Source organism: Mycobacterium sp. E787 (genome assembly GCF_001668725.1).
Classification (GTDB): domain Bacteria; phylum Actinomycetota; class Actinomycetes; order Mycobacteriales; family Mycobacteriaceae; genus Mycobacterium.
Genome location: NZ_LZKL01000049.1, coordinates 1 through 20,812 on the forward strand (window position 1 = coordinate 1; position 20,812 = coordinate 20,812).

The window sequence follows — 20,812 nt, forward strand, 5'->3', positions numbered from 1 at the left end:
GACAACCGACTCGCCGAACAAGGCTGGACCACCCGCACCAACGCCCGCGGCGAAACCGAATGGATCCCGCCCCCGCATCTGGATTACGGGCAACCAAGAACCAACACATTCCATCACCCCGAGAAGCTGCTTCGCGATGGAGACGACGACGAGGCGGCGTAGCTGACACGGTCCCAGCTCCGGAACTTTCGTTCCGCAGTAGCGTCGATCTCCGGAAAACGTCGGGGCTATGCGGCGACGGCGGCGCGCGAAAGCCACACCTGGCCTTGCGGCTGCGAGTACCCTCACAGCCACCGTATTAGCTCCGCAAAGAGGCGCCAGTGTCGTATGTCCTCGCAACGCCCGAGTTGTTGTTGAGCGCTGCTGAGGATTTGGCCGGGATCGGGGCCGCAGTCAACGCGGCGAACGCGGCGGCTGCGCACTCCACCACATCGCTGTTGGCCGCGGGCGCCGACGAGGTGTCGAGGTGCATTGCCGGGTTGTTCGGCGCGCAAGCCGTCGAATTCCAGGCGCTCACCGCACAAGCGGCGCAGTTGCACGAGCGATTCGTGCTCGCGTTGGCGGCGGACGCGAACACGTATCTGACCACCGAGACGGCGACGGCCCAGACGCTGTCGGTGCGCCAGCCTATCCCGGGAGCAGCGGCAGGCACGCGGATCACCGTTCCGGGCGCGGGACCGCTTTACTACCCACGGTTCCTCACTGAGCTGCCCCATCTGGGCCAGGTGCTGCTCCAGGGCGGGGTCGCGGGGCCCAGTTCGGTGTCATTCCTGCAGGGCTACGACCTGCTCAACCAGGCCATCGGGGAGAACTGGTTCCCCGGCACCACGGCTCAGGTGGTCAGCTACCCGGCCAGCATCGGCATCATCAGCGGTAGCCTGGCGGCCCCCGGCGTCAACCAGGCCGTCGCGATGGGACAGCAAGCGCTCAACGGCCAGATCATGACTGCGCTCGCCAGCGGTAACGGTTCACCGGTGCACATTGCGGCGCTGTCGGAGGGAACCGTCGTCGTCGACCGCGAGTTGGCTTATCTGGCAACCGATCCCACCGCTCCGCCGCCCCATTCCCTGCAGTTCGCCGTCTTCTCCAGCCCCGAGCTCGGCCTGGCGCACATCTACCTGCCGAACGGGATGACCGTGCCCGTGATCAACTACACGGCGCAGGGCCTGCCCAACACCCAGTACGACGTCAGCGTGGTGTTCGGCCAGTACGACTTCTTCGGCAATCCGCCCGACCGGCCCTGGGATCTGCCGGCAGTGGTCAACTGCTTCTTCGGTGGGCTCTACTACCACGACCCGACGGCACTCGCCTCGCTGTCCGAAGCGGTCGAAATATCCAGCACAACCACGTCCCTGGGCGGCACGGTCACCACCTACATGATTCCCTCGCCGACGCTCCCGATGTTGTTGCCGCTCGAGCAGATCGGTGTTCCGCAACCAATCGTGGGCGGCCTCAACTCGTGGCTGCAGCCGATCGTCAACGACGGCTACTCGTCCCTGACACCGAACGCGGGGCCCTACTTCTCCCAGGGAACACTGCAAGGCCTGCCCAGCCTGCCGGGGTGAGGTCGCAAACCTACCCGGCCAGCGCCGCCCGGATGCACACGGTGACATACGGCAATGCCAGGCCGTTGGCGTTGGCCAGCGCCGGATGGGTGGCCAGCAACTCGCGGACCTGGTCCAGCGTTTGGGTGCGGACCTCGGTCGGCGACGTGATGCAGTAGCTGCGCGACGCGACCAGGTCGATAAGGGCTTGCGGCGTCACGTAGTTCGTCCATTCGACCTGATGGCGCTCCGGCGCGGTGAAGGACTCGGACAGCGTCACGTCGAAGCGTCCCCGGTCGCCGTCGGAGCCGATGATCTCGCCGAGTTCGCGCACCCAGCCCAGCCGTTCGTCGCGGGTGTTCCACACCAGGCCGAGCCGCCCGCCCGGACGCAGCACGCGGGCCACCTCGGGAATCGCCCGCTCCGGATCCACCCAGTGCCAGGCCTGGGCGACCAGCACGGCGTCAACACTGTTGTCCTCCAACGGAATCTCTTCCGCCGTCCCCAGCAGGGCGCGGGTCTCCGGCAGCGAGCTGCGCAGCACTTCCAGCATGTCGGGAATCGGGTCGACGGCCACCACGTCCAGGCCGCGCTCCACCAGGCGGGTCGTCAGCTTGCCGGTGCCCGCGCCGAGGTCGAGCACCCGGCGCGCGCCGCGGGGCAACAGCCAGTCGATCGCCTCCGGCGGATAGGAGGGACGGCCTCGCTCGTAGGCAGCGGCCGCCGAGCCGAATGAGAGCGAGCGGTCCTGTCGGGATCGGGTCACTGTTTGTCCGCCAAATCGAGTGTCTCGCGGATCAACTCGCCGACGGCCTCCGACTCCACCAGGAAGCCGTCGTGCCCACAGAGGGAGTCGACGACGTGCAGCCCGGTGCAGCCGGGCAGCAGCTCGGCCAGCTCCTCCTGCAGGCGCAGCGGGTAGAGCCGGTCCGAGGTGATGCCGCCGACCACCACGGGCACCGGGCAGCCGCTCAGGGCCTTGCGCACCCCGCCGCGGCCCCGGCCGACGTCATGACTGCTCAGCGCCTCGGTCAGGACGACATAGCTCCCCGCGTCGAAGCGCGACAACAGCTTGTCGCCCTGGTGCTCCAGGTAGCTCTGCACCGCGTAGCGGCCGCCGCCAAATGGGGGAACCGGGTCCTCGTCGCCCTGGGCGTCGTTGGCGAACCGGGTGTCGAGCTCGACCTCCCCGCGGTAGGTCAGATGCGCGAAGCGGCGGGCGATCGTCAGCCCGGCGTCGGGCTTGCGGCCGGTGTCGTGGTAGTCGCCGCCCTGCCAATTCGGGTCGGCCTTGATCGCCGCGACCTGCGTGGCCTGGGTGCCGATCTGGTCGGCGGTGGCGCGGGCGCCGACGGCCAGCAGCAGCCCGGCCCGCACCCGGTCGGGATGGCCGACGATCCACTCCAAAGCCCTTGCGCCGCCCATGGATCCGCCGACCACCGCGGCCACCCGGTCGATGCCCAGGGCGGCCAGCGCGGCAACGTCGGCCTGTACCTGGTCGCGCACTGAGATCAGCGGAAACCTTGAGCCCCAAGGCTTTCCGTCGCGGGCGAGCGAGCTCGGGCCGGTGGAGCCACGGCAACCGCCGAGCACGTTGGTGGCCACCGCGCACCAGCGATCGGTGTCGATCGGCGCGCCCGGCCCGGCCACGCCGTCCCACCAGCCGGGCGTGGGATGCCCGGCGCCGGCGGGGCCGGTGATGTGCGAGTCGCCGGTCAGCGCGTGCAGGACCACCACGACGTTGTCGCGCGTGGGCGACAACTCGCCCCAGCGCTGGATGGCGATGCACACGTCGTCGATCACGGCTCCGCTCTCGGTGGTCAGCGAGCCGATGTGGACGTACCCGACCTCGCCCTCGGCGGGCAGCGTCTGGGTTCCGACGTCAAAGATCGTCATGCCGGTGCCCTCAGAACGCCGCCACGGCCTGCGGGTCTGCCGCTCCATCGGCCCCGGCACCGAACTTGCGCGCCGCGGCGAAGCCCAGCTCCAGGTCGGCCAGGATGTCGTCGATGCCCTCGATGCCGACGGCCAGCCGCACCAACCCCGGCGTGACGCCGGTGGCCAGCTGCTCCTCCGGCGACAGTTGGGCGTGGGTGGTCGACGCCGGGTGAATCACCAGGGAGCGCACGTCGCCGATGTTGGCGACGTGGCTGTGCAGCTTCAGCGCGTTCACGAACGCCTTGCCGGCCTCGACCCCACCGGCCAGCTCGAACGCCAGCACGGCCCCGGTTCCCTTGGGCGCCAGCTTCTTTGCCCGCTCGTGCCACGGCGAGCTGGGCAGGCCCGCGTAGTTCACCGACAGCACGCCGTCATGGGCCTGCAGGAACTCGGCGACCCGCCGCGCGTTGGCGACGTGGCGTTCCATCCGCAGGCTCAGGGTTTCGATGCCCTGGGCGACCAGGAACGCATTGAACGGCGCAGCGGCCGACCCGAGGTCGCGCAGCAGTTGCACGCGCGCCTTGAGCGCGTACGCCGGCGGCCCGAGCTCGGCATACACCACGCCGTGGTAGCTGGGGTCGGGGGTGGTGAAGCCGGGGAAGCGGCCCTGCGTCCAGTCGAAGGTGCCGCCGTCGACGATGACGCCGGCGATCGCCGAGCCGTGCCCGCCGAGGTACTTGGTCGCCGAGTGCACCACGACGTCGGCGCCGTGGGAGAACGGCTGGATCAGGTAGGGCGTGGCGATGGTGTTGTCGACGATCAGCGGGACGCCGTTCGCGTGGGCGACCCCGGCGACCCCCGGGATGTCCAGCAGGTCGATCTTGGGGTTGGAGATGGTCTCGCCGAAGAACGCCTTGGTGTTCGGCCGGACCGCGGACTGCCACGAATCGAGGTCGTCCGGGTCCTCGACGAAGCTGACCTCGATGCCGAGCTTGGCCAGCGAGTAGTGGAACAGGTTGTAGGTGCCGCCGTAGAGCCGCGGGCTGGAGACGATGTGATCCCCGGCACATGCGAGGTTCAATATGGCGAATGTCTCAGCCGCCTGTCCGGAGGACAGGAACAGCGCGGCCACGCCGCCTTCCAGCGCGGCGATGCGCTGCTCGACGACGTCGGTGGTCGGGTTGCCGATCCGCGTGTAGATGTTGCCCGGCACTTCCAGCCCGAACAGCGCCGCGGCGTGCGAGGTGTCGTCGAAGGTGTAGGACGTGGTCTGGTAGATCGGCAGGGCGCGGGCGTGGGTCGCCTGGTCCGGTTGCTGGCCGGCGTGCACCTGCTTGGTTTCGAAGGACCAATGCGCCGCCGGGTCGGCTTCGGCGCTGTTCGTGGCGTTGTCAGAGCTCACTTGACTGGAATGCTTTCTCTCGGGAGGGCATGAATCGGGTATCGGGGCGTTTGCGGCGATGGGTTAACGCCGGCACACGACGAGACGCGAAGGAGCTTGCTGAATGCGCATCACGTTTCCCCTCTAGTCAGGGGTCCGGTATGGCGGACCCGCGCTTGCCGCGCAGCCTGTGGCTACTAGACCTGGTCTTTCACCCGGGGCACCCCACCGCGGTTGGAGGGTTGCCGGCCAGCAAGCCGGGGCTTAGCGCTGGCGCTCATGACCGATGTGAAGCCTATCTCATCAGGCCGCGTGGATGCCAACGGAGCCGATCCGGTCGCCGTGGGTACTGCCGTCCAGCGTGCGGACCTGCAGGTCGACGCCCGTCCGAACACCCTTGATAACGTGGCAACCAGAACGCTGAGCAAGCATCGACAGCTGACATCGATATCTGACAACGACGCCGGGAGATGGACCGTGTGCGCCGAACAACCGACCGTCATCTACACGCTGACCGACGAGGCGCCGCTGCTGGCGACCTACGCTTTCCTGCCGATCTTGCGCGCCTTCGCCGAGCCGGCCGGCATCAAGATCGAGACCAGTGACATCTCCCTGGCCGCTCGGATCCTGGCCGAGTTCCCCGACCACCTGACCGAAGAGCAGCGGGTCGAAGACAACCTGGCGGAGCTGGGCGCGCTGACGAAGCTCCCCGACACCAACATCATCAAGCTGCCGAACATCAGCGCCTCGGTGCCCCAGCTGATCGCCGCGGTGAAGGAGCTGCAGGGTCAGGGATTCAAGATCCCAGACTTCCCGCAGAGCCCGAAGACCGACGAGGACAAGGAAATTCGCAACCGCTACGCCCGCTGCCTCGGCAGCGCGGTCAACCCGGTGCTGCGGCAGGGCAACTCGGACCGCCGCGCGCCGAAGGCCGTCAAGGAGTACGCGCGCAAGCATCCCCACAGCATGGGCAAGTGGTCGCCGGCCTCGCGCACTCACGTCGCGACCATGCGGCACGGCGACTTCTACCACGGCGAGAAGTCGATGACCCTGGACCGCGCGCGCAACGTGAAGATGGTGCTTCGGACCAAGAGTGGGGAGACCCTCGAGCTCAAACCGAAGGTGGAGCTGCGCGACGGCGACGTCATCGATTCCATGTTCATGAGCAAGAAGGCCCTGGTCGAGTTCTACGAGGAACAGATGCAGGACGCCTACGAGACCGGCGTGATGTTCTCGCTGCACGTCAAGGCGACGATGATGAAGGTGTCCCATCCCATCGTCTTCGGCCACGCCGTGAAGGTGTTCTACAAGGATGCGTTCGCCAAGCACCAGGCGCTCTTCGACGAGCTCGGCGTCAACGTCAACAACGGACTGATCGATCTCTACAACAAGATCGAGTCGCTGCCCGCGACGCAGCACGAGGAGATCATCCGCGACCTGCACGCCTGCCACGAGCACCGCCCCGAGCTCGCGATGGTCGATTCGGCCAAGGGCATCACCAACTTCCACTCGCCCAGCGACGTGATCGTGGATGCGTCGATGCCGGCGATGATCCGTGCCGGCGGCAAGATGTGGGGCGCCGACGGGCGGCAGAAGGACACCAAGGCCGTGAACCCCGAGTCGACCTTCTCGCGCATCTATCAGGAGATCATCAACTTCTGTAAGACGCACGGGCAGTTCGATCCGACCACGATGGGCACGGTGCCCAACGTCGGCCTGATGGCCCAGCAGGCCGAGGAGTACGGCTCGCACGACAAGACTTTCGAGGTCCCCGAGGACGGCGTCGCGGACATCGTCGACCTCGACACCGGGGAAGTCCTGCTCACCCAGAACGTGGAGGCCGGCGACATCTGGCGCATGCCGATCGTCACCGACGAAGCGATCCGCGACTGGGTCAAGCTGGCCGTCACCCGCGCGCGGAACTCGGGCATGACGGTGGTGTTCTGGCTGGACACCGAACGGCCGCACGAGGTCGAGCTGCGCAAGAAGGTGAAGCAGTACCTGAAGGAGCACGACACCGAGGGCCTGGAGATCCAGATCATGCCGCAGGTGTGGGCGATGAGGTACACGATCGAGCGCGCTATGCGCGGGCAGGACACCATCGCCGCCACCGGAAACATCCTGCGCGACTACCTCACCGACCTGTTCCCGATCCTGGAGCTCGGCACCAGCGCCAAGATGCTGTCCATCGTGCCGCTGATGTCAGGCGGCGGAATGTACGAAACCGGGGCGGGCGGCTCGGCGCCCAAGCACGTCCACCAACTGGTCGAGGAAAATCATCTGCGCTGGGATTCCCTCGGCGAGTTCCTCGCTCTGGGAGCGTGTTTCGAGGACATCGGGATCAAGACCGGCAACGAACGCGCCAAGATTCTGGGTGAGACGCTGGATGCGGCGATCGGCAAGCTGCTGGAGAACGACAAGAGTCCGTCGCGCAAGACCGGCGAACTCGACAACCGCGGCAGCCAGTTCTACCTCGCGCTGTACTGGGCCGAGCAACTTGGCGCGCAAACCGAGGACGACGAGCTGCGCGAGCACTTCGCCGCGCTGGCCGACTCGCTGAGCCGCAACGAGGACGCCATCGTGGCCGAGCTCGCGGAAGCGCAGGGCGGGGCCGTGGACATCGGCGGCTACTATCGCCCGGACACCGAGAAGCTGACTGCAGTCATGCGGCCGAGCAAAACGTTCAACAAAGCGCTGGCAGCTTCGCAAGGCTGAGAAAGTCGAGCTCGATATGACAGGCGAAGGCAAGATCAAGGTCAAGGGCCCGGTCGTCGAGCTCGACGGCGACGAGATGACGCGCGTCATCTGGAAGCTCATCAAGGACATGCTGATCCTGCCGCACCTGGACATCAACCTGGAGTACTACGACCTGGGGATCGAACACCGCGACCGCACCGACGACCAGGTCACGATCGACGCGGCCTACGCCATCAAGAGGCACGGCGTGGGCGTCAAGTGCGCAACCATCACCCCCGACGAGGCGCGAGTCCACGAATTCAACCTCAAGAAGATGTGGCTGTCACCCAACGGGACGATCCGGAACATCTTGGGCGGCACCATCTTCCGCGAGCCGATCGTGATCTCGAACGTGCCGCGCCTGGTGCCGGGCTGGACCAAGCCGATCGTCATCGGCCGGCACGCTTTCGGCGACCAGTACCGGGCGACGAACTTCAAGGTGGACAAGCCGGGCACCGTCACGCTGACCTTCACGCCCGCCGACGGCAGCGAGCCCATGGTGCACGAGGTGGTGTCCATCCCCGAGGACGGCGGCGTCGTGATGGGGATGTACAACTTCAAGGACTCGATCCGTGATTTCGCGCGCGCCTCGTTCGCCTACGGCCTGAACGCCAAGTGGCCGGTGTACCTGTCCACCAAGAACACCATCCTCAAGGCCTACGACGGCATGTTCAAAGACGAGTTCCAGCGCATCTACGACGAGGAATTCAAGGACAAGTTCGAAGCGGAGGGGCTGACCTACGAGCACCGGCTCATCGACGATATGGTCGCGGCCTGCCTGAAGTGGGAGGGCGGCTACGTCTGGGCCTGCAAGAACTACGACGGCGACGTGCAGTCCGACACCGTCGCGCAGGGCTACGGCTCGCTGGGGTTGATGACGTCGGTGCTGATGACCGCCGACGGCAGGACGGTCGAGGCCGAGGCCGCGCACGGCACCGTCACGCGCCACTTCCGGCAGTACCAGGCCGGCAAGCCGACCTCGACCAACCCGATCGCGTCGATCTTCGCCTGGACCCGGGGACTGCAGCACCGCGGCAAGCTGGACAACACCCCCGAGGTCATCGAGTTCGCCCAGAAGCTGGAAGAGGTCGTCATCGCCACCGTCGAGGGCGGCAAGATGACCAAGGACCTCGCCATCCTGATCGGCCCCGAGCAGGAATGGCAGCAAAGCGAGGAGTTCCTGAACTCCATCGCCGAGAACCTGGAGAAGGCCCTAGCCGGTTGATTCCCCCCGGTTCGGGGCCGGGCAGCATTCCTCGATGAACTCGGTGATCACCCGGGTGATCCGCTCGGGCGCCTCGAACATCGGCACGTGCCCGACGCCGTCGAGTTTGGTGACCTGGTGACTGTCCCTGGGCAGCTGGCTGGTGAAGTGCCGGCTGAACCTGGGCGCGGGCAGGATCCGGTCCTTCTCGCAGATCACCAGATGGGCCGGGACGGCGTTCTGGGCGACCTCCCGCAGGCCGTGCAGCAGCGTGGCCTTGACCAGCAGCTGGAAGTAGGCGGGGCAGTGCCTGACGTCGTCGATGATGGCCGACAGCTGGCGCTCGCTGACGCCGTCGGGTTTGGCGCTGATCGCGTAGGTCGCCAATTGCCGGCTGAACGGCAGGTGCAGCACGCGCGGCCCGAACGCCCAGGCGAGCAGCAACAGCGGGATGCCCAGGATGAACTTGAAAATGACCTCGAACTTCGCCGGGGTCCAGCGCGTCCAGCCGCCGGCCGGGGCGATGCCGGTGACGCTGCGCGCCCGGCCGCGCCGCTCCAGCTCGAAGGCCACCCATCCGCCCAGCGAGTTGCCGACGATATGGGCGGTTTCCCAGCCCAGCTCGTCCATCTGGCGCTCCACGTGGTCGGCGAGGACCTCCGACGACAGGAACCAGGTCCCGGCCTTGGGGCCGCCGTTGTGGCCGGCCATCGTCGGGGCGAAGACCTCGTAGCGGCCGGTGTCGGCCAGCTGCCGCGCCACGTCGTCCCACACCGCCTGCGACAGCAGGAACGGGTGCAGCAGCAGGACCGGCTCCCCGGAACCGAGATGGATCGGCGAACGATTCCCCATATCCCCGACAGTAATGGCGGTACCGGCGGTACTGCAAACAAGGGCGGGTGCGCGCGTGAAAAGATCGGGAGACCATGAGCATCGCCACCGGATCCCGCCGGATTTTCTCCGGCGTGCAACCCACTTCCGACTCGCTTCATCTCGGTAACGCGCTGGGCGCCGTCACCCAGTGGGTCGCGCTGCAAGACGATCACGACTCGTTCTTCTGCGTCGTCGACCTGCACGCCATCACCGTCCCGCAGGACCCCGAAGCGCTGCGGCGCCGGACCCTGGTCACGGCCGCCCAGTACCTCGCGCTGGGCATCGACCCGGGCCGCAGCACCGTCTTCGTGCAGAGCCAGGTGCCCGCCCACACCCAGCTGGCGTGGGTGCTCGGATGCTTCACCGGCTTCGGCCAGGCGTCGCGGATGACGCAGTTCAAGGACAAGTCGGCGCGCCAGGGCAGCGACGCGACCACCGTCGGGCTGTTCACCTATCCGGTGCTGCAGGCCGCCGACGTGCTGGCCTACGACAGCGACCTGGTGCCGGTGGGCGAGGACCAGCGCCAGCACCTCGAGCTGGCCCGCGACATCGCGCAGCGGTTCAACGGCCGCTTCCCGGATACATTCGTGGTTCCCGACGTGCTCATCCCCAAGGCGACCGCCAAGATCTACGACCTGCAGCTGCCGACCGCGAAGATGAGCAAATCGGCGTCCACCGACGCGGGGCTGATCAACCTGCTCGACGATCCGGCGTTGTCGGCCAAGAAGATTCGTTCCGCCGTCACCGACAGTGAGCGCGAGATCCGGTACGACACCGACGCCAAGCCGGGGGTGTCGAACCTGCTCACGATCCAATCCGCCGTCACCGGGGTGGGCATCGAGAAGCTGGTCGACGGCTACGCCGGGCGCGGTTACGGCGACCTGAAGAAGGACACCGCCGACGCCGTCGTCGAATTCGTGAGCCCGATCAAGGCGCGCGTCGACGAATTGCTGGCCGACCGCGCCGAATTGGAGTCGGTGCTCGCGGCCGGGGCCGAGCGCGCCGAGGATGTCGCCGGGAAAACCGTTCGGCGGGTTTACGATCGGTTAGGTTTCCTTCCGCAACGGGGATAGGTCTCATCATGAGCGAGCCGGCCAAGCCCGGGGTCCTGGATCGGCTGCGGGCGCGGTTCGGCTGGTTCGACCACGTCATGCGGGCTTATGAGCGCTTCGACGAGCGCAACGGCGGCTTCTACGCGGCCGGCCTCTCGTACTACACGATCTTCGCGCTATTCCCGTTGCTGATGGTCGGTTTCGCGGCATTCGGCTTCGTGCTGGCGACCCGGCGTCAGCTGCTGAGCACGATCGACGACCACATCCGGTCCGCGGTGTCCGGCGCGCTGTCGCAGCAGCTCGTGGACCTGATGAATTCGGCGATCGACGCGCGGACCTCCGTGGGCGTCATCGGACTGGTGACCGCCGCCTGGGCGGGGTTGGGGTGGATCTCCCATCTGCGGGGGGCGATCACCGAGATGTGGTGGGATCGGCGCATCGAGTCGCCCGGCTTTGTGCGCAACAAACTTTCGGATCTGCTGGCGATGCTGGGCACCTTCGCGGTGACCGTGGCCACCATCGCCATCACCACCCTCGGCCACCAGGCGCCGCTGGCCGCCCTGCTGAAATGGCTCAAGATTCCGCATGTTTCGGTGTTCGACTGGCTCTTCTGGCTCGTCTCGATATTGGTGGCGGTGCTGGTGTCGTGGCTGCTGTTCACCTGGATGATCGCCCGGCTGCCGCGACAGAAGGTCAGCGTCGTGGACTCGGCGCGGGCCGGGCTGCTGGCGGCGGTCGGCTTCGAACTGTTCAAGCAGGTGGCATCGGTGTATCTGCGGGTGGTGTTGCGCAGCCCGGCGGGCGCCACCTTCGGGCCGGTGCTGGGGCTGATGGTGTTCTCCTACATCACCGCGTATCTGGTGCTGTTCGCCGCGGCCTGGGCCGCCACCGCGTCGACCGACCCGCGGGCCAGGCCCGTCGAACCGCCGCCGCCGGCGATCATCGCCCCGCGCGTGGTGGACGAGGGACTCAGCGCGCGCCAGACCCTGACCGCGATGGGCGTGGGCGCCGCTGGGGTGCTGGCGTTTTCGCGCGTGGCCCGGTGGCTTCGCTAGCCCCGCGGGCTCACGGGCCGAGCGTCCTGCCGACGGCCACGATGACGGCGGCCACGAAGATCACCGCGGTCAGCGCGACGTTGCGCGGTTCACGCAGGTAAGCGTGCGAGCCGATGGCGCCCACCATGACGATCGCGAACCCGGCGGCGGCCAGCGGGGTGAGGAACGCGGCGACACCCAGCAGCCGGGGCAGCAGAATGCCTATGACGCCCAGCAATTCGCACAGCGCGGTGACGCGGATCACCGGCAGCGGGAACGGCGCGACCCCGGTCTGGCCGCTGGCGATGAGCCGGTCCTTGGGCCGGCTGATCTTCGCCAGGCCGGACGCGGTGAACACCGCGGCGAGCGCTGCCTGCAGCGTCCATAGCAACACGTTCATCATGACCTCCTTGTCGTTGACGGCGACTCAGAGGTATGACGCGATGGCCGCCCTAGATGTGACGCCACTCGCCGCGGACCATGACGGCACTGACTTCCAAAGAGCCGTCCAGCACAACCAGATTGGCGTCGTAACCGACCCGCAGGCTGCCCACCCCGTCGAGCCCCAGCGCCCGGGCCGGCGTGGTGGCGGTCATCCGCGCGGCGGCCTCGAGCCCCGCGTCTCCCGCGTCTGAGGCCACGGTGCGGAAGATCCGGTCCATCGTGGCGGTGCCGCCGGCGATCGTCGACGTGCCCCGCACCCGCGCCACACCGGATTCGACGTCGATCGGCACCCCGCCGAGCCGAAAGGCCCCGTCGGTGCGGCCGGCCGCCGCGATCGCGTCGGTCACCAGGGCGACCCGGTCGGGCCCCGCGGCTTGGATCACCGCCCGCGCCACCTCCGGGTGCACGTGCACGCCGTCGGCGATGAGCTCGACGGTCACCCCCGGCTCCTGCAGCAGAGCGAGCGCGGGCCCCGGCTCGCGGTGGTGCAGCGGCGGCATCGCATTGAACAGGTGGGTGCCGACCGTGGCGCCCGCGGCGATGGCCCGTTTCGCCTGCTCGTAGGTCGCATCGGTATGGCCCAGGGCCACAACGACATTCGCGTCAAGGAAGCGCCGGATCGCGTCGTCGGATCCGGGCAGTTCGGGCGCCAACGTCACCATCCGGATCGCCCCGCCCCCCGCGGCCAGCACGGCGTCGATCTCGGCGGGATCGGGGTCGCGCATCCGGGCGGGGTCGTGCGCGCCGCAGCGCGCCCGGCTCAGCCACGGCCCCTCCAGGTGGATGCCCGCGACCGTGCCCCGCCGGGTGGCCGCGGCGAGCGCATCCACGCCGGCGATCAGCTCGTCCGGCGCCGCGGTGACCAGGCTGGCCAGCGTCGTGGTGGTGCCGTGCCGCAGGTGGAAGCCGGCGGCGGCGCCGGCGCCGGCGGGATCGATGTAGGACGCCCCACCGCCGCCGTGCACATGCATGTCGATAAAGCCCGGAACCACAAGGCAATCCGGGAAGTCGTCGTCGGCCGGCCGCGGCGGCGGCCCGGCCCCGCGGTCCAGGATCCGCCCGCCGGAAAACTCCAGCCAGCCCGGCCGGCCGACCCGATCGTCGAGGACCACGGCGCCCGCGGCGATCAATCGCACCGGTTCTCCCAGTGCCCGCCGTTTTCCCAGAACTTGCTGATCTCCTCGAGCTGGCGGCCCTTGGTCTCGGGGGCGAACCGGTAGACGAAGCCGAACGCGACCACCGCGAGCGCCGCGAACACCGCGAAAGTCCCGGCGCCGCCGAGGGAATGCAGCATCGTCAGGAACACGGCGGCCACGATCGCGTTGGCGACCAGGTTGGAGGTGAGCATCGCGCTCGACCCGATCGACCGCAGCCGGGACGGGAAACTCTCGCTGGCGTACACCCAGCCCAGCGACCCGAAACCCGCGGTGTAGCCGAAGATGAACAGCAGCACACCGCCGAACCCGAAAACCAGCCCCGCGCCGCCGAGGCGGCCGTGGGCGAACACAGCCAGCAGCACGATGTCGGCGACGATCATCATCGCGATGCCGCACAACAGGATCGGGCGCCGGCCCACGCGGTCGACGAGCAGCAGCGCGGTGCACACGGCCGCCACACCGGCGACCTGAACCAGCGCCGGCAACCCCAGCAGCGCGAAATTGCCGGTGAAACCCATGGCCTCGAAGATGCGGGGGCTGTAGTAGATGATCGCGTTGATGCCGGTGATCTGGATCAGGAACCCCAGCGTGACCACGAAGGCGGTGGCCCGCAGGTACGGCTTGCGCAGCATCTCGGAGACGCCGCCGCTACCCTCGGTCAGGGCGCGGGAGATCTCGGCCAGCTCCTCGTCGGCGCGCGCGTCCGGCTCGATGCGCAGCAGGGCCCGGCGGGCGTCGTCGGCGCGGCCCTTCAGCAGGTACCACCGGGCGGTGTCGGGCATCCGGATCAGCATGGGCAGCAACACGATTGCGGGCACCGCGGCCAGCCCGAGCATCCACCGCCAGCTGTGGGTGCCGGCCAGCAGGTAACCGGTCAGGTAGCCGACGATCAGCGCGCTGACGATCGCCAGCTGATAGGCCGTCAACAGCGAGCCGCGCACCGCCGCCGGGGACGATTCCGCCACGTAGACCGGGACCACCACCACCGTCACGCCGATGGTCAGCCCGAGCAGGAAGCGCGCCGCCAACAGCATCGGCAGCGAGACCGAGAACGCGGCCAGCACCGCGAAAAGCGCGTAGCTGACGGCGATCAGCACCATCGACTTCTTGCGTCCGATGGCATTGGCGAGCACGCCGGCACCGAGCGCCCCGGCGATCTGTCCGATCACCACCATCGTCGTCAGCAGTTCCTGTTGCCGGGTGGACAGGCCGAAGTCCTCGGTGACGAACAGCTGCGCGGCGGCGATGATCGACAGGTCGTAGCCGTAGATGACGCCCACGGCGGCGGCGGTGAGCCCGACCCGCAGGCCCCGCTGCGATGCGCGCGGCGACTCGCCGCCGGTCAGTTGACCGGCGCCCGGCCGCGCAGCAGCTCGATGACCCGGTCGGGGTCGTCGGGCGTAATGCAGGGCCTTACTAGGCGGCCGATGTCAAGGATGAGCAGCATCCGTTTGCCGGGGCGGTGGATGTCCAGCGGGAACCAGTAGCGGGGGTCGGCCGTCCCCCAGAGGCGGCCCTTGCCGGAAAGCCAGGTCATGAGCTTCGTCTGGATCTGCCGGATTTGCGCGTAGGCGATCCGCTTCGGCCCGGTCCAAGGGAAGTAGTAGCGGCGGATGGTGATTCCGTCCTCGTCGAGCCGGAGGCCGGCGTCTTCGTACAGGGCTTTACTCACCTGCACGACGCTGCCACAGCGAAATCGGGGCGGTCAACGGTGTTGCGGTCGGCGGTTCAGCGAGCGTGCGACCATGATCAAACTAAACACGATGATCGTGCCGATCACCGCGACGCCCACCCGCACCGGCAGCGCGTCCGCCGACGGCATGAACCCGGCGGCCTGCGCGCCGGCGCCCGGCCGGTCGGCGGCGCCGTCGTGGCGGGTCGGCAGCAGCGAGGGATCGGGCTCGATCAGCGTGCCGACCTGGGTGCCCCGCGGCGTGGAAAATCCGTAGTCCAGCAGGTGCGCCGCCTGTTCCCACGGCGCGATCGGCTGCCGGGTCCCGTGCAGCAGCACCGCCATCAGCCGTCGCCCGTCGTGGTTGGCCGCGCCCACGAAGGTCTGGCCCGCGTCGTCGGTGTAGCCGGTCTTGCCGCCCATGGCGCCGGGATACTTGTACAGCAGCTGGTTGTCGTTTTCCAGCTCGTAGCCGGGGTGGTCGCCGTGGCCGGGGAAGTCGAAGGTCCGCGTCGCGACGATGTCGGCGAAGGTGGGGTTCTGCCAGGCATAGCGGTAGAACAGCCCGATGTCGTAGGCCGACGTGCTCATGCCGGGCCCGTCCAGCCCGGACGGGGTCGCGACCCGGGTGTCGCGGCCGCCGAGCTTGGCGGCCAGCACGTTGATCTTGTCCAACGCCTGCTGCATGCCGCCGAGTTGCATGGCCAGCGCGTGGGCGGCGTCGTTGCCGGAGTGCATCAACAGGCCGTGCAGCAACTGGTTGACGGTGAACACGCCGCCGTCGGTCACGCCGACCTTGGTGCCCTCGGCCGCCGCGTCGTCGGCGGTGCCCGGGACGGACTTGTTGAGGGGCAACGCGTTGATCGAGGCCATCGCGACCAGCACCTTGATGATGCTGGCCGGGCGGTGCCGTCCGTGCGGGTCCTTGGCGGCGATGACCGCGCCGCTGTCCAGGTCCGCCACCAGCCACGCGTCGGCGGACACGTCGCCGGGCAGCGGCGCCGTGTCGGGCGCCGCGACGACGCCGCAGCTGCCCAGCGCCTCGCCGCCGACCGGCTTGGGTGGCACCGCCAGCGGCATCGGCGGGTCGCCGGCGGCCGGGGCCTCCGACGAATCCACCGCGGGCGGGGTGTTCACCTGATACGGGCAGTTGCCCGGGCCGGCGTTGGGGCCGGGGGGCGGTTCGGCGAACGCCGGCGCGGCGAGCGCCGCAGGCGCGGCCGCCATCAAAACCGCAGCAACCAGGCACGACGCTCGGCGTAAGAGGTTCATTGTGTGTGCAGACTAGGCGATCCGGCGCCCGATCCCCGGGAGCCGCGCTGTGACTGGTGGGGCGGATGTTACAAATCCCCCGGACGAGCCGCCCTCGCGGCGAACCACTACGCTGTCATGCGGTCGGCTTGACCACCTCCACCGAAGGGTCTGCCCATTGGGGAACAACCGAATTTTCTCGAAGTGGCGGCGCGACGGTGACGGCCCGCGCTCGCTGGAACAACTGATCAAGCAGGTCGAGAAGGGCACCCAGGTCCGGCACTCCCGGCTCGACGGCGTGTTGACCGAGCTGAAGCAGCATCGCGATGCCGCGCCGGACGGCGACCTGCGGTCGGCGCTCACCTGGCTCTGCAACGCGCAGACGCGGATGGCGGGCAATCCGAGCACCGCGCACTCGCGCGAGGTGTTGCTGGCCGCGTACGAGGTCAACCGGATCCTCGCTACAGCCGCCGAGACTCCTCGCTGAGCACGCCGCGCAGGGCGGCCTCGATGACGTCGAACTCGGCCCGGCCGCTGATCAGCGGCGGCGCCAGCTGGACGACGGAATCCCCGCGGTCGTCGGTGCGGCAGTACAACCCGGCCTCGAAGAGCGCCGAGGACACCCGGCCCAGCAGCGGCCCGCGTTCGTCGTCGGTGAAGGTCTGCCTGGTCGCCTGGTCCTTGACCAGTTCGACGCTGTAGAAATACCCCTCGCCGCGCACGTCGCCGACGATGGGCAGGTCGTAGAGCTTCTCCAGCGTGGCCCGGAAGGCCGGCGCGTGGTGCTTGACGCGCTCGCCCAGCCCCTCGCGCTCGAAGATGTCGAGGTTGGCCAGCGCCACCGCGGCCGACACCGGGTGGCCGCCGAACGTATAGCCGTGCGGGAACATGGTTTTGCCGTCGTTGAATGGCTCGAACAGCCGCTCGCGCGCGATCATCGCCCCCAGCGGCGCGTAGCCCGACGTCAGGCCCTTGGCGCAGGTGATCATGTCGGGCACGTACCCGAAGTCGGTACAGGCGAACATCGAGCCGATCCGGCCGAACGCGCAGATCACCTCGTCGGAGACCAGCAGCACGTCGTAAGAGTCGCAGATCTCGCGCACCCGCTCGAAATAGCCCGGGGGAGGCGGGATCGAGCCGCCCGCGTTCTGCACGGGCTCCAGAAACACCGCGGCGACGGTGTCGGGTCCCTCGAACTCGATCGCCTCGGCGATGCGGTCGGCGGCCCATCGCCCAAACCCTTTGGGGTCGTTGGTGAATGGCTCGGGCGCGCGGTAGAGGTTCGTGTTGGGCACCCGAAAGCCGCCCGGGGTCACCGGCTCGAACGGCGCCTTGTAGCGCGGCAGCCCGGTGATCGCCAAAGCCCCCTGCGTGGTGCCGTGGTAGGCGACCGAGCGCGAAATCACCTTGTGCTTGCCGGGTTTGCCGGTGAGCTTGAAGTACTGCTTGGCCACCTTCCACGCCGTCTCGACGGCCTCGGTGCCGCCGCTGGTGAAGAAGACCCGGTTGAGGTCGGCGGGCGCATATCGGGCGAGCCGCTCGGCGAGCTCGATGGCGGATGGGTGCGCGTACCCCCACAGCGGGAAGTACGCCAGCGTGCCGGCCTGCCGGGCGGCGACCTCGGCGAGTTCGGCGCGGCCGTGGCCGACCTGCACCGTGAACAGCCCCGACAGCCCGTCCAGGTAGCCGCGGCCGCGGTCGTCGAAGATCCTGACCCCCTCGCCGCGGGTGATGACCGGCGGCGTGATGCTGGGGCCGTGCCGGGCGAAGTGCAGCCACAGGTTGTCGGTCATCTTGTCCGTGAGCGTAGCTCCCGGTTGTCCGGCAGCACTTGTGCGGCGGGCCTGAAGTGGTGTGATGTACCGATGGGGCTACCCTGCGCGCGAGTGGGATCTCCCTCGCCATGACGCTGCCGCAGTCACCGGATCCTGGGCAGGGCTCATATCCACCGCCGTACCCCTACCCGGGGGCGCCCGGGTATCCGCCGCGGCGCACAACCAGCGGCTGGGCGATCGCGGCGTTCGTGTTGGGCCTGCTGGCCTGTGTGCCGCTCGGCGCGGTCTTCGGGATCGTCGCACTCGTCAAAACCCGTGGGGGCCGACAGTCGGGTCGCGGGCTGGCGATTGCCGGGCTGGTGATCTCAGCGGTATGGCTGCTGGTGGGGGGCATTGCCCTTTTCCGGATGACCAACGGACTCTTGGTCACCGGAACGGTCGACTCGTCGCCACTGGTGAGGGTCGGTGAGTGCTTCAATCCGGACATCAATAGCCGTGTCGACTGCGGTCAACCGCACTCCGACGAGGTCTTCGCGATCCTCAGCCTGTCCCACTTTCCCAACGCCGACGACTCTCAGACCCTGAAGGACCGCTGCCGCGCCGAGTTGCGGAAGTATTCGCCGTCGGCGAGCCGCGACGCCGGGGTGCAGGTGGTCACGTGGGGCCCGGGCACGGATTGGAAGTACATGGACAATCACACGACAGCGTGCGCTGCGCATTTCACTCCCGATCGGGTGGGGTCGATCAGGAAGTGAACTCGGCAGCGGTTCCGCTGCGAAGCCCGGTAGCTGCGGGCGCGCCGCTACGCTCGACCTTATGACCGCAGCGAAGCAGGTCAGCGAGTTCGAGGCCCTGCGACCGCATCTCATGTCCGTCGCCTACCGGCTGACCGGCACCGTGGCAGACGCCGAGGACATCGTTCAGGAGGCCTGGCTGCGCTGGCACGGGCAGGACTCCAAAAATGGAACGGCCATCTCGGACCTGCGGGCGTGGCTGACCACCGTGGTGAGCAGGCTGGGCCTGGACCGGTTGCGCTCGGCCGCGCATCGCCGCGAGACCTACACCGGCAACTGGCTGCCCGAGCCGGTGGTCACCGGGTTCGACCAGGCCGACCCGCTGTCGGCCGTGGTGGCCAGCGAGGACGCCCGGTTCGCGGCGATGGTGGTGCTGGAGCGCCTGTCGCCCGACCAGCGGGTCGCGTTCGTGCTGCACGACGGCTTCGCCGTGCCGTTCGCCGACGTGGCCGAGGTGCTGGGCACCAGCGAGGCCGCCGCGCGGCAGCTGGCGTCGCGGGCCCGCAAGGCGGTCGGCGCCCAGCCGCCGCCCGAACCCGATCCGTCGCACGACGAGGTCGTCGGCCGGCTGATGGCCGCCATGGCCGCCGGCGACCTGGAGGCCGTGGTGGCGCTGCTGCATCCCGACGTGGTCTTCACCGGCGATGCAAACGGCAAGGCGCCCACCGCGGTCCACGTGATTCACGGGGCGGACAAGGTGGCCCGGTTCATGTTCGGCCTGGCCCGCCGCTACGGTCCGGCGTTCTTCGCGGCCAACCAGCTGGCGCTGGTCAACGGCGAACTGGGCGCCTACACGGCGGGCAGCCCCGGCGACGACGGCCACTGGGAGATGCGGCCGCGGATCCTCGCGCTGACGGTGCGCGACGGAAAAGTCTGCGCCCTATGGGATGTCGCCAACCCCGACAAGTTCACCGGTTCCCCCTTGGGCCGTCGCTGAGGCCAGCGCGAGGCCGAGCCGCAACGCGCCGGCGGCCTCGGCTGCGGCCTCCGCGAACCGGCCGCCCAGGCCGACGAAGTTGAGGTAGGCGTGCGGCAGGTCGGATTGGCGGCTCAGCGCCACCGGGATCCCGCCGGCGCGCAGCTTGTCCGCGTAGGCGATGCCGTCGTCGCGGAGGGGATCGAAGCCGGCGACGGCGACATAGGCCGGCGGCAGCCCGGTGACGTCGCCGCGCAGCGGTGACACCCGCGGATCGTCCGGGTCGGTCCCGTCCGGTAGGTAATTGGCCATCGCCCAGCGCAGATTCCGGTCGGTGAACGTCGACGCCCCGTTGAACAGGTCGTGCGATCCGCGCCGCGCCGCGAGGTCCGTCGGGGGATACATCAGCAGCTGAAACGCCGGAACCGCGCCGCCCCGGCGCACCGCCTGTTGTGCCGTCACGGCCGCCAGGTTCCCGCCGGCGCTGTCACCCCCGACCGCGACGCGGTCGGGATCCGCGCCCAGCTCGGCGGCGTGGCGGTGCGCGTAGTCGAACGCCGCGATCGCGTCCTCGGCGGCGGCGGGGAACGGGTGCTCGGGGGCGCGGCGGTACTCGACCGACAGCACGCGCGCGCCGGCGTGGCTCGCGAGGTAACGGGCGACGGGGTCGTGGCTGATTCGCGAGCCGACGCAGAAACCGCCGCCGTGGAAATACACCAGCAGCCCCGACGGCGCGGACAGGCCGGCCGGGGTGTACAGGGTGGCAGGGAGGTCGCCGTGTTCGTCGGGGACGACGATCTCCAGCGTCGCGATGGGGACCGGCGACTCGTAGCCGACGATTCGCGGGAGCTGGTCATAGCGCGCCCGGGCCTCGTCCACCGGATCGGTGAAAACGTCTGAGCCCGAACGGTTTTTGAGGCGGATGAACAGGTGCGCGTCGAGGTCCAGTTGCTGCCCGTCGATCCGCACCGGCGGACCCGCCACTAGCCGGCGGATCGGGGTGGGCAACCCGAACGCACCGCGGACCACCGCCGCCCGGATATCTGGTGATGTCATATCGCAAGCGTGGGCCGACCAGGCCCGGGAACGCTTGTACGGATC

19 protein-coding genes, 1 pseudogene and 1 riboswitch are annotated in these 20,812 nt (G+C 68.8%); of the genes and pseudogenes, 9 read left to right on the forward strand and 11 right to left on the reverse strand.

What is annotated here, in order from left to right; all coding sequences use genetic code 11:
• Together A5705_RS29150 and A5705_RS09645 are read left to right on the forward strand one after the other, a co-directional pair.
• Positions 1 to 162, forward strand: a pseudogene (locus A5705_RS29150) (hypothetical protein); the annotation flags it as partial.
• Between the two features lie 158 nt (positions 163 to 320).
• Entirely contained in the window at positions 321 to 1,565 is a 1,245-nt protein-coding gene (locus tag A5705_RS09645) for a PE-PPE domain-containing protein (protein ID WP_082956388.1), read from the forward strand.
• Positions 1,566 to 1,575: 10 nt separating this feature from the next.
• Here the strand turns inward: A5705_RS09645 and A5705_RS09650 are convergent, their stop codons facing one another.
• From A5705_RS09650 to A5705_RS09660, 3 genes are read right to left on the reverse strand one after another with little or no spacing between them, the layout of a single operon-like run.
• Positions 1,576 to 2,310 carry a class I SAM-dependent methyltransferase gene (locus A5705_RS09650; RefSeq protein WP_067878211.1) on the reverse strand — a complete coding sequence of 245 codons (735 nt, stop codon included), beginning with the start codon at positions 2,308 to 2,310 and terminating at the stop codon, positions 1,576 to 1,578.
• Positions 2,307 to 3,440: a homoserine O-acetyltransferase gene (locus A5705_RS09655; RefSeq protein WP_067878304.1), complete on the reverse strand. Its 1,134-nt coding sequence runs from the start codon at positions 3,438 to 3,440 to the stop codon at positions 2,307 to 2,309. Before A5705_RS09655 ends, A5705_RS09650 begins: the two co-directional genes overlap by 4 nt.
• A 10-nt stretch (positions 3,441 to 3,450) precedes the next feature.
• Positions 3,451 to 4,824, reverse strand: a complete 1,374-nt coding sequence (locus A5705_RS09660; protein WP_068277137.1) for a bifunctional o-acetylhomoserine/o-acetylserine sulfhydrylase — start codon at positions 4,822 to 4,824, stop codon at positions 3,451 to 3,453.
• Positions 4,825 to 4,970: 146 nt separating this feature from the next.
• A riboswitch (SAM riboswitch) is annotated at positions 4,971 to 5,088 on the reverse strand.
• Positions 5,089 to 5,280: 192 nt separating this feature from the next.
• Here A5705_RS09660 and A5705_RS09665 point away from each other — a divergent pair.
• Both A5705_RS09665 and A5705_RS09670 read left to right on the forward strand, forming a co-directional pair.
• On the forward strand, positions 5,281 to 7,518 hold the full coding sequence (locus A5705_RS09665; protein ID WP_067878218.1) for an NADP-dependent isocitrate dehydrogenase: 2,238 nt from the start codon (positions 5,281 to 5,283) through the stop codon (positions 7,516 to 7,518).
• 16 nt (positions 7,519 to 7,534) lie between these two features.
• Positions 7,535 to 8,764, forward strand: coding sequence for an NADP-dependent isocitrate dehydrogenase (locus tag A5705_RS09670; RefSeq protein ID WP_067878221.1), 1,230 nt, complete (start codon positions 7,535 to 7,537; stop codon positions 8,762 to 8,764).
• Here A5705_RS09670 and A5705_RS09675 read toward each other — a convergent pair.
• Positions 8,753 to 9,595 carry an alpha/beta fold hydrolase gene (locus A5705_RS09675; protein WP_082956389.1) on the reverse strand — a complete coding sequence of 281 codons (843 nt, stop codon included), beginning with the start codon at positions 9,593 to 9,595 and terminating at the stop codon, positions 8,753 to 8,755. The genes A5705_RS09670 and A5705_RS09675 overlap by 12 nt on opposite strands.
• A 74-nt stretch (positions 9,596 to 9,669) precedes the next feature.
• On the opposite strand from A5705_RS09675, the gene trpS reads away from it, so the two are divergent.
• Together trpS and yhjD are read left to right on the forward strand one after the other, a co-directional pair.
• The gene (trpS, locus tag A5705_RS09680; protein ID WP_067878225.1) at positions 9,670 to 10,689 is read left to right on the forward strand and encodes a tryptophan--tRNA ligase; all 1,020 of its coding nucleotides are present in this window, start codon (positions 9,670 to 9,672) and stop codon (positions 10,687 to 10,689) included.
• 8 nt (positions 10,690 to 10,697) lie between these two features.
• Positions 10,698 to 11,723 carry an inner membrane protein YhjD gene (gene yhjD / locus A5705_RS09685; RefSeq protein WP_067878228.1) on the forward strand — a complete coding sequence of 342 codons (1,026 nt, stop codon included), beginning with the start codon at positions 10,698 to 10,700 and terminating at the stop codon, positions 11,721 to 11,723.
• A gap of 10 nt (positions 11,724 to 11,733) precedes the next feature.
• Here the strand turns inward: yhjD and A5705_RS09690 are convergent, their stop codons facing one another.
• Genes A5705_RS09690 through A5705_RS09710 form a run of 5 tightly spaced genes read right to left on the reverse strand, consistent with a single transcriptional unit; the run spans position 11,734 to position 16,247 of the window.
• Positions 11,734 to 12,102, reverse strand: a complete 369-nt coding sequence (locus A5705_RS09690; protein WP_067878311.1) for a DoxX family protein — start codon at positions 12,100 to 12,102, stop codon at positions 11,734 to 11,736.
• 52 nt (positions 12,103 to 12,154) lie between these two features.
• Positions 12,155 to 13,282 carry an N-acetylglucosamine-6-phosphate deacetylase gene (nagA, locus tag A5705_RS09695; protein WP_068277141.1) on the reverse strand — a complete coding sequence of 376 codons (1,128 nt, stop codon included), beginning with the start codon at positions 13,280 to 13,282 and terminating at the stop codon, positions 12,155 to 12,157.
• Entirely contained in the window at positions 13,273 to 14,649 is a 1,377-nt protein-coding gene (locus A5705_RS09700) for a sugar porter family MFS transporter (protein ID WP_068277144.1), read from the reverse strand. Before A5705_RS09700 ends, nagA begins: the two co-directional genes overlap by 10 nt.
• Positions 14,646 to 14,975 carry a hypothetical protein gene (locus tag A5705_RS09705; protein ID WP_067878315.1) on the reverse strand — a complete coding sequence of 110 codons (330 nt, stop codon included), beginning with the start codon at positions 14,973 to 14,975 and terminating at the stop codon, positions 14,646 to 14,648. The genes A5705_RS09700 and A5705_RS09705 overlap by 4 nt, the downstream gene beginning before the upstream one ends.
• A 33-nt stretch (positions 14,976 to 15,008) precedes the next feature.
• The gene (locus A5705_RS09710; RefSeq protein WP_067878237.1) at positions 15,009 to 16,247 is read right to left on the reverse strand and encodes a D-alanyl-D-alanine carboxypeptidase family protein; all 1,239 of its coding nucleotides are present in this window, start codon (positions 16,245 to 16,247) and stop codon (positions 15,009 to 15,011) included.
• 214 nt (positions 16,248 to 16,461) lie between these two features.
• Between A5705_RS09710 and A5705_RS09715 the strand changes: the two genes are divergently transcribed.
• Positions 16,462 to 16,713 carry a hypothetical protein gene (locus tag A5705_RS09715; protein ID WP_082956395.1) on the forward strand — a complete coding sequence of 84 codons (252 nt, stop codon included), beginning with the start codon at positions 16,462 to 16,464 and terminating at the stop codon, positions 16,711 to 16,713.
• Here the strand turns inward: A5705_RS09715 and A5705_RS09720 are convergent.
• Positions 16,688 to 18,019, reverse strand: a complete 1,332-nt coding sequence (locus tag A5705_RS09720) for an aspartate aminotransferase family protein (RefSeq protein ID WP_068277146.1) — start codon at positions 18,017 to 18,019, stop codon at positions 16,688 to 16,690. The genes A5705_RS09715 and A5705_RS09720 overlap by 26 nt on opposite strands.
• 110 nt (positions 18,020 to 18,129) lie before the next feature.
• Between A5705_RS09720 and A5705_RS09725 the strand changes: the two genes are divergently transcribed.
• Together A5705_RS09725 and A5705_RS09730 are read left to right on the forward strand one after the other, a co-directional pair.
• Positions 18,130 to 18,756, forward strand: a complete 627-nt coding sequence (locus A5705_RS09725; protein WP_068277148.1) for a DUF4190 domain-containing protein — start codon at positions 18,130 to 18,132, stop codon at positions 18,754 to 18,756.
• Positions 18,757 to 18,817: 61 nt separating this feature from the next.
• Complete coding sequence (locus tag A5705_RS09730; protein ID WP_068277150.1) at positions 18,818 to 19,732, forward strand: sigma-70 family RNA polymerase sigma factor; 915 nt, start codon at positions 18,818 to 18,820, stop codon at positions 19,730 to 19,732.
• Here A5705_RS09730 and A5705_RS09735 read toward each other — a convergent pair.
• Positions 19,676 to 20,767 (reverse strand): alpha/beta hydrolase, encoded by a 1,092-nt coding sequence (locus A5705_RS09735; RefSeq protein WP_068277154.1) that lies wholly within the window; start codon positions 20,765 to 20,767, stop codon positions 19,676 to 19,678. The genes A5705_RS09730 and A5705_RS09735 overlap by 57 nt on opposite strands.
• Positions 20,768 to 20,812: the final 45 nt, after the last annotated feature.